The sequence below is a fragment of the Devosia sp. genome, from assembly GCF_036676215.1.
In the GTDB taxonomy this organism is placed as follows: Bacteria; Pseudomonadota; Alphaproteobacteria; order Rhizobiales; family Devosiaceae; genus Devosia.
In genome coordinates, this window is the sequence record NZ_JAKFDJ010000123.1 from 1 (window position 1) to 11,954 (window position 11,954).

Annotated in this window: 14 protein-coding genes; 7 read left to right on the plus strand and 7 right to left on the minus strand. The window is 63.4% G+C overall.

The window, feature by feature from the left end:
• The 3 genes from V6M52_RS11295 to V6M52_RS11305 all read left to right on the plus strand — a co-directional run.
• The coding region (locus tag V6M52_RS11295; protein ID WP_332701091.1) for a tripartite tricarboxylate transporter substrate binding protein at window positions 1-837 on the plus strand (837 nt) is incomplete at its 5' end.
• The gene (locus tag V6M52_RS11300; RefSeq protein ID WP_332701092.1) at window positions 834-1,319 is read left to right on the plus strand and encodes a tripartite tricarboxylate transporter TctB family protein; all 486 of its coding nucleotides are present in this window, start codon (window positions 834-836) and stop codon (window positions 1,317-1,319) included. The genes V6M52_RS11295 and V6M52_RS11300, both read left to right, overlap by 4 nt.
• A 15-nt stretch (window positions 1,320-1,334) precedes the next feature.
• A complete protein-coding gene (locus tag V6M52_RS11305; protein WP_332701093.1) occupies window positions 1,335-2,882 on the plus strand; it encodes a tripartite tricarboxylate transporter permease in 1,548 nt (515 codons plus the stop codon).
• A gap of 108 nt (window positions 2,883-2,990) precedes the next feature.
• Here the strand turns inward: V6M52_RS11305 and V6M52_RS11310 are convergent, their stop codons facing one another.
• The 4 genes from V6M52_RS11310 to V6M52_RS11325 all read right to left on the minus strand — a co-directional run bounded on the left by V6M52_RS11310 (window position 2,991) and on the right by V6M52_RS11325 (window position 6,713).
• Complete coding sequence (locus tag V6M52_RS11310) at window positions 2,991-3,161, minus strand: hypothetical protein (RefSeq protein ID WP_332689282.1); 171 nt, start codon at window positions 3,159-3,161, stop codon at window positions 2,991-2,993.
• Window positions 3,162-3,366: 205 nt separating this feature from the next.
• A complete protein-coding gene (locus V6M52_RS11315) occupies window positions 3,367-5,829 on the minus strand; it encodes a sensor histidine kinase (protein WP_332701094.1) in 2,463 nt (820 codons plus the stop codon).
• Window positions 5,819-6,493: a response regulator transcription factor gene (locus V6M52_RS11320; protein WP_332689288.1), complete on the minus strand. Its 675-nt coding sequence runs from the start codon at window positions 6,491-6,493 to the stop codon at window positions 5,819-5,821. The genes V6M52_RS11315 and V6M52_RS11320 overlap by 11 nt, the downstream gene beginning before the upstream one ends.
• A 52-nt stretch (window positions 6,494-6,545) precedes the next feature.
• Window positions 6,546-6,713 carry a hypothetical protein gene (locus V6M52_RS11325; RefSeq protein WP_332701095.1) on the minus strand — a complete coding sequence of 56 codons (168 nt, stop codon included), beginning with the start codon at window positions 6,711-6,713 and terminating at the stop codon, window positions 6,546-6,548.
• 216 nt (window positions 6,714-6,929) lie between these two features.
• Here V6M52_RS11325 and uxaC point away from each other — a divergent pair, with 216 nt between their 5' ends.
• Window positions 6,930-8,336 carry a glucuronate isomerase gene (gene uxaC, locus V6M52_RS11330; protein WP_332701096.1) on the plus strand — a complete coding sequence of 469 codons (1,407 nt, stop codon included), beginning with the start codon at window positions 6,930-6,932 and terminating at the stop codon, window positions 8,334-8,336.
• A gap of 85 nt (window positions 8,337-8,421) precedes the next feature.
• Here the strand turns inward: uxaC and V6M52_RS11335 are convergent, their stop codons facing one another.
• Complete coding sequence (locus V6M52_RS11335) at window positions 8,422-8,598, minus strand: hypothetical protein (protein ID WP_332689296.1); 177 nt, start codon at window positions 8,596-8,598, stop codon at window positions 8,422-8,424.
• Between the two features lie 216 nt (window positions 8,599-8,814).
• Here V6M52_RS11335 and V6M52_RS11340 point away from each other — a divergent pair, with 216 nt between their 5' ends.
• Window positions 8,815-9,663 carry an aminoglycoside phosphotransferase family protein gene (locus tag V6M52_RS11340; RefSeq protein ID WP_332701097.1) on the plus strand — a complete coding sequence of 283 codons (849 nt, stop codon included), beginning with the start codon at window positions 8,815-8,817 and terminating at the stop codon, window positions 9,661-9,663.
• Here V6M52_RS11340 and V6M52_RS11345 read toward each other — a convergent pair.
• On the minus strand, window positions 9,654-10,439 hold the full coding sequence (locus V6M52_RS11345; RefSeq protein ID WP_332701098.1) for a helix-turn-helix transcriptional regulator: 786 nt from the start codon (window positions 10,437-10,439) through the stop codon (window positions 9,654-9,656). The two genes, V6M52_RS11340 and V6M52_RS11345, sit on opposite strands and share 10 nt — an antisense overlap.
• Before the next feature lie 100 nt (window positions 10,440-10,539).
• Between V6M52_RS11345 and V6M52_RS11350 the strand changes: the two genes are divergently transcribed.
• Both V6M52_RS11350 and V6M52_RS11355 read left to right on the plus strand, forming a co-directional pair.
• Window positions 10,540-10,935: a DUF3224 domain-containing protein gene (locus tag V6M52_RS11350; protein WP_332701099.1), complete on the plus strand. Its 396-nt coding sequence runs from the start codon at window positions 10,540-10,542 to the stop codon at window positions 10,933-10,935.
• 88 nt (window positions 10,936-11,023) lie between these two features.
• A complete protein-coding gene (locus tag V6M52_RS11355; RefSeq protein ID WP_332701100.1) occupies window positions 11,024-11,524 on the plus strand; it encodes a CAP domain-containing protein in 501 nt (166 codons plus the stop codon).
• Window positions 11,525-11,632: 108 nt separating this feature from the next.
• On the opposite strand, the gene V6M52_RS11360 is transcribed toward V6M52_RS11355, so the two are convergent.
• A partial coding sequence (locus V6M52_RS11360) for an FGGY-family carbohydrate kinase (protein ID WP_332701101.1) occupies window positions 11,633-11,954 on the minus strand: 322 nt, incomplete at its 5' end.

Consider the following 11,954-nt stretch of genomic DNA (forward strand, 5'->3'; position numbering starts at 1 on the left):
TGGGACCAGACCGCACGCTCCATGCAGGAGGCCCTGCAGGCCGAAGGCATTTCCGGCAATGTGCAGGTCACCAACGTTCCCGGCGCCGGTGGCACCATCGGCCTCGCCCAGTTCGTCAATCAGTTTACCGGAAACCCCAACGCCCTGATCGTGGGTGGCTATGTCATGGTTGGCGCCGTGCTGACCAATGCTTCCCCGGTATCGCTCGCCAACGTCACCCCGATCGCCCGACTGACCGGTGAATCCGATGTGATCGTGGTGCCTGCCAATTCCGAATTGCAGTCGCTCGATGACCTGGTTGCCATGCTTAAGGCCGATCCCGGATCGGTTTCCTGGGCCGGTGGTTCCGCTGGCGGCGTTGACCACATCGCAGCCGGGCTTATTGCCAAGGCAGTTGGTGTCGATCCCACTGCTGTCAACTACATCGCCTATTCCGGTGGCGGCGAAGCTCTTGCAGCCGTGCTCGGTGGTCAGGTGACCGTCGGCATTTCCGGTGCCGGCGAATTCGCTGCCCAGATTGAAGCAGGCGATCTGAGGGCGCTGGCGGTGACGGGCGATGAGCCCTTCAACGGCATCCCGACCCTGCAGGATGGTGGCGTCGATGTTGTGGTGCAGAACTGGCGCATGGTTGCCGCGGCTCCCGGCCTGACCGACGAGCAGAAGGCCGCCATCAACGCCGACATTGAAAAGCTGGTCGCATCGGCAACCTGGACCGAGGCCCTGGCCACCAAGGGTTGGGTCAATACCTACCTGGCTGGCGAAGCCTTTGATGCCCAACTGGCCAAGGACATCGCGGCCACCGAGGCCATCCTGAAAGACATCGGCCTGGTGCAATGAGCATTAGCGAACCCAAACTAGCGCGTCGCCCCGATGGGGCGGCGCTTTTCATTGCCGTGATTCTGGCGGTGATCGCCGGGGTCATCATCTGGCAGATGAACCTGATGCGGGTGCCACCCGTCCAGCAGCGGGTCGGCCCGACGGTGTTCCCCTATGCTATCGCAGGCGCCCTGATCCTGCTGTCCATCGGTACCGTGGTTTCTGCCCTGCGCGGCAGTTTCCCGGCCCGCGAAAAGGGCAGCATGGCCCCCATGGTCTGGATCGTCGCCGGCCTCCTGGCGCAGATTCTGCTGCTCTCGACCGCCGGCTTCGCTGTGGCCACCGGGTTGCTGTTTGCCTTCACCGCCAAGGGATTTGGTCGCGGCCCGCTGTGGCAGACCATTCCTATCGGCATCGTTTTTGCCCTACTCGTCTGGTTCATCTTCGCGCGCGGCCTGCAACTATCGCTTCCCGCCGGACCACTCGAACGCCTTCTGCCGTGATCGGACCGCGCTGAAATGGATACCTTCGGCCTTCTCGGACAGGGACTGATCGCTGCGATGCAGTGGCAGAACCTCATCTATGCCTTCATTGGCGTGACTCTGGGCACGGCGGTCGGCGTCTTACCCGGTATCGGCCCGGCGCTCACCGTTGCCTTGCTGCTGCCGGTCACCTACCGACTCGATCCGGCCGGTTCGCTCATCATGTTCGCCGGCATCTACTATGGCGGCATGTATGGCGGTTCCACCACCTCCATCCTGCTCAATACGCCGGGCGAAAGCGCCTCGATCGTTACCGCGCTCGAAGGCAACAAGATGGCTCGCAAGGGCAGGGGAGGTCCTGCTCTCGCCACCTCGGCAATCGGCTCGTTTGTTGCCGGCCTCATCGCCACCCTGGGCCTGGCCTTCATCGCCCCCTTTGTCGTCAAGTTCGCGCTAATGTTCGGCCCCGCCGACTATTTCGCGCTGATGATCCTGGCCTTCATCACAGTCTCGGCCGCCTTCGGCGACTCCGCCTTGCGCGGATTGACAGCCCTGTTCATTGGTCTGGGTCTGGGTGTGATCGGCATCGACTTGCAGACCGGGCAGGCGCGTCTCGCCTTCGGCATCCCCGACCTGCTGGACGGAATTGAAGTCACCACGCTTGCGGTGGCCATGTTCGCCATCGGCGAAACTCTAATGATTGCCGGCACCAGCGGCAGCATCAAGGACGAGGTCATCGCGGTCAAGGGCTCGATCTGGATGACCGCCGAGGATTGGAAGCGCTCCTGGGGCGCCTGGCTGCGCGGTACCGCCATAGGCTTTCCCATCGGCGCTATGCCTGCGGGCGGCGCCGAAATCGGCACCTTCTTCTCCTACGCGACCGAGAAGCAGCTCACCAAATATCCCGAGGAATTCGGCGAGGGCGCCATCGAAGGCGTGGCGGGCCCCGAGGCGGCCAACAATGCATCGGCCGCCGGAACGCTGGTGCCCCTGCTGACGCTGGGCCTGCCCACCACCGCGACTGCTGCCATCATGCTGGCCGGTTTCCAGCAGTTCGGGCTGCAGCCAGGTCCCCTGCTGTTTGCCAACAATGCCAGCCTGGTCTGGGCATTGATCGCCAGCCTGCTGGTCGCCAATTTCATGCTGGTTGTGCTCAACCTGCCGTTGATCGGTCTCTGGGTGCGCCTACTGACCATTCCCAAGCCCTGGCTCTATGGCGGTATTCTGGTGTTCGCCACGCTCGGTACGCTCGGCGCCAATGGCGCCATGTCGGGGCATATCGGCCCGATCAGCTTCTCGTTTGAGCTGATGATGTTGCTCGCCTTCGGCATACTAGGCTACCTGCTGCGCCGCTTCGGCTATCCCATCGCGCCGGTCGTCGTTGGCCTGATCCTGGGTCCAATGGCCGAGCAGCAGCTCCGCCGGGCGCTGGCTATCAGCCAGGGAGACTTCACCGCACTGTTCCACTCGCCTATCGCCATTGTGCTTTACATACTGGCCGCGGCCGCCATCCTGATCCCGCTCTACTTCCGCCTGCGCGGCAAGGGCGAGGTCTTTAGTCAGTTGGCGAGTGACGAGGACTGATCGACAAAGCAAAAGCCCGGACGCCCCTATTCAGGGCATCCGGGCTTTTTCACATCAGATCGACTACTCGGCGCTGCGCGCCGGGAGGGAAGCGCTGCGCCAGGGAGACTAGAGCTTGCCGATCGAACGGAAAGCGCCAGGATCGATACCGAGGGTCCGAAGGTGCTTGGCCTGCGGAGCGCGCCCGCCCTCCACCGCGTTAGAGACAGCAGCGGCGCTGCCGAACACTTCAACGAAGGTGCTAAGGGTCGCAAACAGGGATTTGCGGGGGGTGCTCATTTGCCAGTTCCTCTCAAGACCCAACCGAATTGCCGGGTCGCTTTCATGACTGGATAGATGGTCTCATTGTGCCGGTTCGACTAGGGCTGATACGTCAATCCAGCCATGCATTTCATGCAGTCAGATGGCATCCCGTCACTAAAACCTGCAAAAGCGGGCGAAAATCTAAGACCAATGTCCTATTCATGCGTTCAGTGCATGGGTCTCATGGCTTGGGCGAGACGATCTCTCCCCAGCTGTCGAGAAAGCGCTTGCGCCGCTGCTGGTCTAGCGACACCAGCAATGCCGGCCCCAGCGGAATGGGTTGGATCACGCCTCGCCCGCGTGCTGCAATGGCCTCGCTGGTCCAGTCCCCCCTGGCGCCGGTCACCACCGACCCGAGCGCCGTCGGCCCCGCCGCAATCGCCTGTCCGACCGGCGAGAGAGCAAAATCCACAAATGCACGGCCCAGTTCGGGGTGGGGCGCCTCGCGCGGGATCAGCATCGCGCGGGTCAGCACCAGCACATAGTCGTCCGGGACGACAATTTCGATATTGGCTCCCGCCGCCTTGCGCGCGAAGGCATAGGAGCCCAGCACGTTGTACCCCAAGGCCAGAGAGCCATCGGCAACCCCGTTGAGAATGGCCGGGCTCGATCCGCTGAACTGGGCGTCCACCCGCCCGAACGCCGCGGCCAGCCGCCAGAAGTTGGACGAGATCAGCTGATCCTGCGAGGCCAGCAGATAGCCCACGCCACTCTCGGCGATGTCATAGGTCGCGATGGCACCCCTGAACCGCTCGCTCTGCGTTTCCAGCATCTCCGCCAGCGTCAGATGGGTGCGCGGCACCTCCTCGGCGCTGATGCGGTCGGGATTGTAGATGATCACTGCCGGCTCGAAGGTGAAGCCGAACACCTCGTTGCGCCAATGCGCCCAGTCGGGCAGGCCGCCCAGCCACGGGCTGTCATAGGCCATGGCATAGCCGTCATTGGCCAGCTTGATCTGCAGATCTGCGGCCGAGCTGATCAGCAGGTCCGGCGGCGCCATCGCGCCGGACAGAAAGCTCTCATACATGGGCAGGGAATCCTGCTCGTCGTACTCCACCGTCACATCCGGCCGCACCGCCTGAAACCCCGTGACGAAATCGGCGAACAGCGGCGTGTCGGTGGTGCCGACAATGGTCAGCACCGTACCGGTACTGCCATCCGGCGCCGGATAGGTCGACGATGCCGCCTGCGCGTCGCGCGGGCTGATCAGCAGCAGGCAGAGCACCAGCGCCGAGAGGCTCCCCAGCGCCTTGCGCAACTGCTCCACCTGGCGTGTGCGGCCCACCAGCGGCAGGTCGATCTCGACCACCAGCCCGCCACCAGGCCGGTCGCCCAGACGCAATGCCCCGCGATGCGCTTCCGCCACGCGCTTGACGATGGAAAGCCCCAGTCCCGACCCGACCTTGGTTCCGCTTGCCGCGCCGCGCTTGAACCGTTCCAGCACCAGTGGCTTCTCCGCGTCAGCAATGCCCGGTCCCCGGTCGCTGACCGCCATGGTCATCATGCCATCACCGATTCCGCCCCCGATTTCCACCGGCCCCTCCGAATAGACCAGCGCATTGTCCACCACATTGCGCACCATCTCGCGCAGCGCCACGCGATCGCCGCGGATTGGGGCGGCGGCCACCGCTTCGGTCAGGTTCACCACCAGCCGCCGGGCCTGGTCGGGGTCAAGCCGCTGGCGCACATCCTCCACCACGGCGCCGAAAGCAGTAGTGTCGGTTTCCTGGTTCTCCAGGCGATGGGAAATCGTTGCCTCCATCAGCAACTGGCTGACCAGCTGGCTTGCCTGGATGGCGCCCTGGTGGATGCGTCCCACCCGCCGGCGCAGCGCCTCGGGATCCTGCTCGTCCATCGCCACTTCGGCCTGCGCCCGCAGCGAGGCGAGAGGCGTCCGTACCTCATGGGCCGCCTCTGCGACGAGGCCCGTCACCCGGTCCATGGCGCTGCGCAGGCGCCCCATGAAGGCGTTGAGCGCCGAGACCAGATGGCTCACTTCCACCGGCACCGGCACGTCCAGCGGCGACAGATCATCCGGCGCCCGCGCACGCAATTCCCGCTCCAGCTGATAGAGCGGCGCGAACATACGCCCGATCCCGAACCACACCAGCGCAATGCCCAGCAGGGTCAGCGCGACGACCGGCACGATGGCATTGCCCAGGATTTCCGCCGACAGCGCCTCGCGCTCATTCTGCGTCTCTGCCACATGGATGGTCACCCAGTCGGTGTCGCTGCCCGAGGAGGTGAGCCGTCCCACGCTTGCCACCCGCACCAGCTCGCCGCGATAGGACGTATCGACGAATACCGGTCCCGCCGAATTCATCTCCGGCAGGTTCGCCGACAGGTCCTCATAGCCGGTGACGGCGCGTCCGCTCGGGTCCTCCACCGCATAGAAGACCCGATCCTGGCCCGAAAACATGCCGAACGAGGCAAAGGGCAGCTCCACGATGACCGTGTCGTCCTCCACCTGCACCGCGCCCGCAATGGTCAGCGCCGAGGCCGCCAGCAGCCGGTCGAAGGCCCGGTCGGATGCTCGCTCGGCATAGTCGCGGATGAACACGATCAGCACCACCGCCGCCGTCAGCAGCAGCGCCAGCGCCAACGTCACAATGCGTCGTTGAATGGAAAAGGACTTAGCTTGCATGGGGCGCCCGCACCACGTAGCCCACCCCGCGCACTGTGCCGATTTCGATATTGGCTGCTTCCAGCTTCTTGCGCAGCCGCGAGATATGCAGCTCCAGCGCGTTGACCGAAACGGCCTCGTCGAAATTGAACAGCTGGTTCATCAGCCGCTCCTTGGGCACCACTTTGCCGACATTGGTGACAAGGATTTCGAGCAGCCGGAACTCCCGTCGCCCCAGCTCGAGCGACTTGCCCGCAACGCTGGCATTGAGCCCGGCCAGGTCCATTTCGAGATTGCCCACGCCCAGCGTGCTCGTAGTCTGCCCGCCGGTTCTGCGGATCAGGGCCCGTAACCGCGCCTCGAGTTCGCGCAAGTCAAAGGGTTTGACCAGATAGTCGTCCGCCCCAAGATCGAGCAGGCTCACCTTGTCGTCGATTTCCGAGCGCGCCGTGATCACGAGGATCGGCGCATTGAACTTGCGTTTGCGCAATTCCGCGATCAGCCCGATGCCATCCCGATTGGGCAGCATCAGATCGAGCGCCACGGCGTCGAAATCATCGCCCTCGGCGGCCGAAACTACGTCATTGCCGTCGCGCACCCATTCCACCGAATGGCCGGCGCTGCGCAGGCGCTTCTCGATCGCCTCGCCCAGATCTTCATTGTCTTCAACGAGCAGGATTCGCATAGGCGGCCGGTGTTCTCCCCGGCGGCACACTAAGGTCTGGAAGGCCTTGTGTCTAAAGGAGAGTGCTTATCATTGCAGCAGCCACGGCCACGATGCCGAAAGCGGCAAGGCCCGCGGCAAGCAACATGAGCTGGGCGTGCTGCACATAGCCCGTCCGGCGCGCCTGGTGGCGCGCGGTTCTCAGGACACTTGCGGATTCATGGGTATCGAGATGCGCCATTTTCAACGTCCCCTCAGCCTGCCGGTACATTGGACCGGATATAACCCTGGGCAGCCGCTCTGCGCTGTTTCTCACCCGCAGGACGAGGGTAGACCCGCGATCCGGTCCAGCGAAATGCGATCCGTCAATCGCGGTTAATTTACTTAAAATCCAATGAGCTTTCATCTTGTATGGAAGATGATTGATCTACTGCACGGATCATGGCAAAACCGATCCATGACCCATCTGCATCCAGACCGCCTATTCCCCGCTTCCGAGCCCGCCCAGTCCATCGCGCGCGAGCTTTATCCAGATGTCGCTGATCTGCCGCTGATTTGCCCGCACGGCCATACCGACCCATCCTGGTTCGCCAGCAATGCCCGCTTCTCCGATCCGGCGGCCTTGTTCCTCACGCCGGACCACTACGTCCTGCGCATGCTGCGCAGCCGCGGCCTGAGCTATGACGACCTCGGTGTGCCCCGCAAGGATGGCAAGCCCGTTGCCGAGGGCAGGGCGGCCTGGCGCCTGTTCGCCGCCAACTATCACCTTTTCGCTGGCACTCCGTCCAAGACCTGGATCGATCATTCGCTCGATTGGGCGTTCGGCATCAAGGATGAGTTGTCCTCCGCCACCGCCGACGCCATCTACGACACCATCGACGCAGCCCTCGCCACGCCCGCGCTGCTGCCCCACGCGCTGCTCGACCGCGCCCGGGTGGAGGTCATCGCCACGACTGAATTCGCGCTCGATCCGCTGGTGCATCACCAGAAGATGGAAGCCAACGGCACCATTGGCCGCGTGCGCACCACCTATCGACCCGACGACGTCACTGACCCCAGCCGCCCGGCAATTGCCGAGAACCTGCAGAAGTTTGGCGAGATCACCGGTGAGAACGTCGCCACCTGGTCGGGCCTGATCAACGCCCACCGCAACCGGCGCGAATACTTCCGCCGCTTTGGCGCCGTCGCTACCGATCATGGCGTGCCAAGCGCCAACACCGCCGACCTGTCAGCGCCCGAAAAGCAGGCCTTGCTCGATAAGGTGCTGGCCGGCAGGCATGATGCCGCCGATGCCGAGCTGTTCCGCGCCCAGATGATGACCGAAATGGCGCTGCTCTCGGTCGAAGACGGCATGGTGATGCAACTGCATGCCGGCTCACGCCGCAATACTGATCCGCTGCTGTTTTCCGAGCGCGGCACCGATCTGGGCGCCGACATTCCCGGGTCCACAGATTATGTGAACGGCCTCAAGTCCCTGCTGTCCCGCTGTGGCAACGAGCCGAACCTGCGCCTCATTATGTTCGTGCTCGACGAAACCACCTACGCCCGCGAACTGGCTCCGATGGCCGGCTACTGGCCCAGCCTCATGATCGGCCCGCCCTGGTGGTTCCACGATAGCCCGAATGGCATCCGCCGCTATCTCGACCAGGTCGTGGAATCCGCCGGCTTCTACAATCTCGCCGGCTTCAACGATGACACGCGCGCGCTGCTGTCCATTCCCGCCCGCCACGACGTATGGCGCCGCGAGGTTTGTGGCTTCCTCGGCCGTTGGGTCGGCGAAAACCGCATCACCAAGTCGACGGCACGCGATATCGCCAAGCACCTGAGCTATCAGGCGGCAAAGGACGCCTACAAGATCAAGTAGACGCACCCTCTCACCTTGAAGGAGAGAGGGACGCCTCGGGTTCGGGGCACCTTCTCCCGCAAGGGGAGAAGGGAAGAACACGGCCCTAAGGCGACTTCCATAGCACCAGCAGCAAAATCAGCACGCCGGTGACCATCAGCACCAGCAGACCGCTGATCCCGTTCATCACCTGGCGGCCGAATGTCGGATGCGTCTCGTCGGCGGCAAGGATGTCGGCGAGCCGTGCCGGTTCGCGCCGGTCGTCGTAAGGTTGGTGCGTCATCGTAAGGTCCTCCCCTGCAGGTCCTTGTTTCGCGTCCCATCATGCTGCACCTGCAAGGGTAACGAAGCCTTGCCCCGCCAGCCCTTCCTGCCGTTAGGGTTGCCATTCCGCCAACCGGCAGCCTTACCCGCTGGTTACCGCCTCGATTTCAGCAAGTTTATCAGCCATATGCGGCTACCGGTCGAATCCGCCCACGCCTTCTGCTCTAATGCGCCCATGAATCAGTCGCCTGTTGAAACCGCGCTCAGCCGCGCCATGATCCGCTGGTCCCTGACCAAGTCGACGCCGGTGGCCGAGTCGCCGCGCAGCTGGATTTTCCGCGTCGAGCAGAATGGCCGCAATTTCGGTGCCCTCAAGATCCTGAAACCTCTTGCCGCCGACGAGGAAGGCCGGGGCGCAAGGCTGATGCAGTGGTATGGCGGAGAGGGTGCCGCCACCATCTTCGATATCCACGGCAACACCATCTTTATGGAATGGCTCGATGGCGGCACCCTCGGCGATGCGGTGCGTGCCGGTCATGATGACGAAGGCACCATCGCTATCTGCACCACCGTCGCCAATCTGCACCGGCTCCGCGATGGTGCGCCCGATGATCTGCAACCTCTACGCGAGCGCTTCCAGACCCTGTTCGATACCGATGTTCGCGTCTGGCCACACACGGCCCGCGATCTCTACGCCCGCGCCAGCGGCATAGCGCTGAAGCTCTTTGATCGTCCGAGCGCCCAGCTGCCCCTGCACGGCGATTTGCACCACGATAACATCCTGTCCTCTGATCGCGGCTGGCTGGCCATCGATCCCAAGGGTCTGCTCGGCGATCCGCTCTACGAAGTCGCCAATGTGTTCCGCAATCCGCACGGCGCCACCCAGCTTGCAGCCAGTCCGAAACGCATCAATGCGCTGGCCGATGCCTTCGAGACGCGGCTGGGCTTCAATCGCAAGCGTGTTCTGGGTTATGCTGCGGCGCATTCGGCGCTCAGCGCCTGCTGGAATTTGGCGGCCGGCAATCCAATCACCACCGATCTGGCCGTGTTGCCGCTGCTGCTCAGCGCCTACGATCAGGCATGACGCAGGCTCGATGGCGCCACCCCGGTCAGCGCCTGGAAGGTGCGGGTAAAATGCGCGGAATCGAAAAATCCCAGTCGATGCGCCAGGTCGGTCAGGCTCGTCGCCTCGCCCCGGTTCAGCGCTTCCACGGCCTCGATCATCCGATAGCGGTCGATCACCCATTTGGGTCCGATGCCGATATAATCCTCGAACAACCGCTGCAATCCTCGTGCCGTGATGGCGAAGGTTTCGCTCAGTTGCGCCACTGACCAGACATCGGGCTGCACCTCGATTGCCTCCACGATACGGCGTGCCTTGATCGCCTTGCTGTCAAGCCGCGGCCCCGCCGCCCGCAACATGTCCTCGATGCGCTCCGCCATGCCTAGTGGATCGTTGAGGCCAGCAAACTGCGCATCCAGTTCCTCGGTGCTGCGGCCGAACACCGTCTCGATTGCTTCGTGCCGATCGGTCAGCGCACTCACCGCCTTTCCATAGAAATTGCGGAACGCTCCGGGCCGAAATTTGGTCCCCAGCACCCGTCCGGATTGCTCCAGCCGATAGCTGAAGGTGCCGCTATACATCCCGAAAATTCCGCTTTGTCCCTGCGGGTCGAGCACCAAGTGCTGGTTTGGATGCGAAAGGTTCTGCTGCACATAGGCGGGTTTGCCGGTCAGATCCCAAAGGATCATCCAGTAATGCTCGACGAACGGCATCAGATCGGCCGACGGCTCGAACCGTGTCAGCTCAAAATTCTCGAAACTGCGCTTCTGCTGCAGGAGCCCGCGGGCAGGGCGCATCAGCGGATCGACCGGAACAGGCTCATTTCGTCGCAAATCTACAAGCCCCGCCACTGCCGCGCATTTACTCTGGCCCTCCACACCGCAACGGGAGTCGACCATGACAACGGCCATCGGCACGATCAAGCATAACAATTGGGATGAAAAGACCTATTACGAGGCCCGGCCGCTCAAGGGCAACCTCGCCCATATCGACGCTGTCTTCGATGGGGACCTGCAGGGCCAGGCCAAGACGGTGTTTTGTCTTTCCTACGGGGAAGACGACAAGTCCGCGCACTATGCCGGTCACCTGCTGTTCAAGGGTACGCTCGCTGGCAGGCAGGGCACCTTCGTCATTTTCGAACAGGGCCACTGGGACGATGGCGTCGCCACCTCCGATTGGACAATCGTGGAGGGTTCGGGCACTGGCGGGCTCAAGGGCCTGGCCGGCACCGGGCGCTACGCCGCCGAACACGACAAGAGCGTACACTATTCACTCGATTACAATTTCAACTAAGCGCGATCATCGGCTAGGTTCCCCCGTCCGGACCAGCTGATTGACCAGAATCATGCGGCATTCCGGATCGTCACATTCGGAATGCCTCATGCTCGATTTGACCCGCCGCAGTTTCCTCGTCCTTGGCGCCATGACCGCGCTCAGCGCCTGCACCAGCATCCCTGTACTGCCGGCTTCTGCGACCCGGGCACCTGATGCCCTTACGCGCGATCAGATCATCGCCGCCATCAATGCGGTCCGCGCCGCCAATGGTGCGCCGGCCTGGAGTTATAGCCCGCAGCTCGAAGAAGCAGCTCGCTCGCAGGCGCGGCTGATGGCGGCGAAAAATACCATGGGCCACGATCTCGGCGTCACCTTGCGCCAGCGTGTCACCAATGCCGGCTACCAGGGCGCGGTGGGCGAGAATGTCGGCAAGGGCTACACCGATCTGCAGGGAATCATCGGCGGCTGGATGAATTCCGCCGGCCACCGCTCGACCCTGCTGTCGCACAAGTTCACCGAATTCGGCCTAGCCACCGCCACGGCATCCGGCGGCAAACGCTACTGGGCCATGATCGCCGGCGGCAGCTTCGACGCCTGGCTGGGGTAGCATCAAAGCTTGCTCGGCGCTTATGCTCTCGATGAGCCATGACGTCGTTCCCACCAAAGCGGGAACCCATTCTTCCCGCCACGAGGGCGTGGCAAATCTGGTGAAGGACTACTGCAGCAGCGTTCGCCGCACTGCCTGATTCCACCCCTTCACCTTCCGCTTCCGCTCGGCCGCCTCCATCATTGGTTCGAACCGCTGATCCCGCGCCCAGCTCGCCGCAAAGGCCTTCGCGTCCGGCCATACTCCGGCTTTGTATCCCGCCAGCCACGCCGCTCCCAGCGCTGTCGTCTCGAGGATCACCGGTCTGTCCACCGGCGCATCGAGAATGTCGGCCAGGAACTGCATGGTCCAGTCCGAGGCCACCATGCCGCCATCCACCCGCAGCACCGTGTCGCCGCCGCCTTTCCAGTCCTTGCGCATGGCGTCGAGC

What these genes read in the sequence shown, in the direction of transcription:
- V6M52_RS11300 (WP_332701092.1), top strand. Translation starts at nt 834, where the DNA reads ATGAGCATTAGCGAACCCAAACTAGCGCGTCGCCCCGATGGGGCGGCG.
- V6M52_RS11305 (WP_332701093.1), top strand. Translation starts at nt 1,335, where the DNA reads ATGGATACCTTCGGCCTTCTCGGACAGGGACTGATCGCTGCGATGCAG.
- V6M52_RS11310 (WP_332689282.1), bottom strand. Translation starts at nt 3,161, where the DNA reads ATGAGCACCCCCCGCAAATCCCTGTTTGCGACCCTTAGCACCTTCGTT.
- V6M52_RS11315 (WP_332701094.1), bottom strand. Translation starts at nt 5,829, where the DNA reads ATGCAAGCTAAGTCCTTTTCCATTCAACGACGCATTGTGACGTTGGCG.
- V6M52_RS11320 (WP_332689288.1), bottom strand. Translation starts at nt 6,493, where the DNA reads ATGCGAATCCTGCTCGTTGAAGACAATGAAGATCTGGGCGAGGCGATC.
- V6M52_RS11325 (WP_332701095.1), bottom strand. Translation starts at nt 6,713, where the DNA reads ATGGCGCATCTCGATACCCATGAATCCGCAAGTGTCCTGAGAACCGCG.
- uxaC (WP_332701096.1), top strand. Translation starts at nt 6,930, where the DNA reads ATGACCCATCTGCATCCAGACCGCCTATTCCCCGCTTCCGAGCCCGCC.
- V6M52_RS11335 (WP_332689296.1), bottom strand. Translation starts at nt 8,598, where the DNA reads ATGACGCACCAACCTTACGACGACCGGCGCGAACCGGCACGGCTCGCC.
- V6M52_RS11340 (WP_332701097.1), top strand. Translation starts at nt 8,815, where the DNA reads ATGAATCAGTCGCCTGTTGAAACCGCGCTCAGCCGCGCCATGATCCGC.
- V6M52_RS11345 (WP_332701098.1), bottom strand. Translation starts at nt 10,439, where the DNA reads ATGCGCCCTGCCCGCGGGCTCCTGCAGCAGAAGCGCAGTTTCGAGAAT.
- V6M52_RS11350 (WP_332701099.1), top strand. Translation starts at nt 10,540, where the DNA reads ATGACAACGGCCATCGGCACGATCAAGCATAACAATTGGGATGAAAAG.
- V6M52_RS11355 (WP_332701100.1), top strand. Translation starts at nt 11,024, where the DNA reads ATGCTCGATTTGACCCGCCGCAGTTTCCTCGTCCTTGGCGCCATGACC.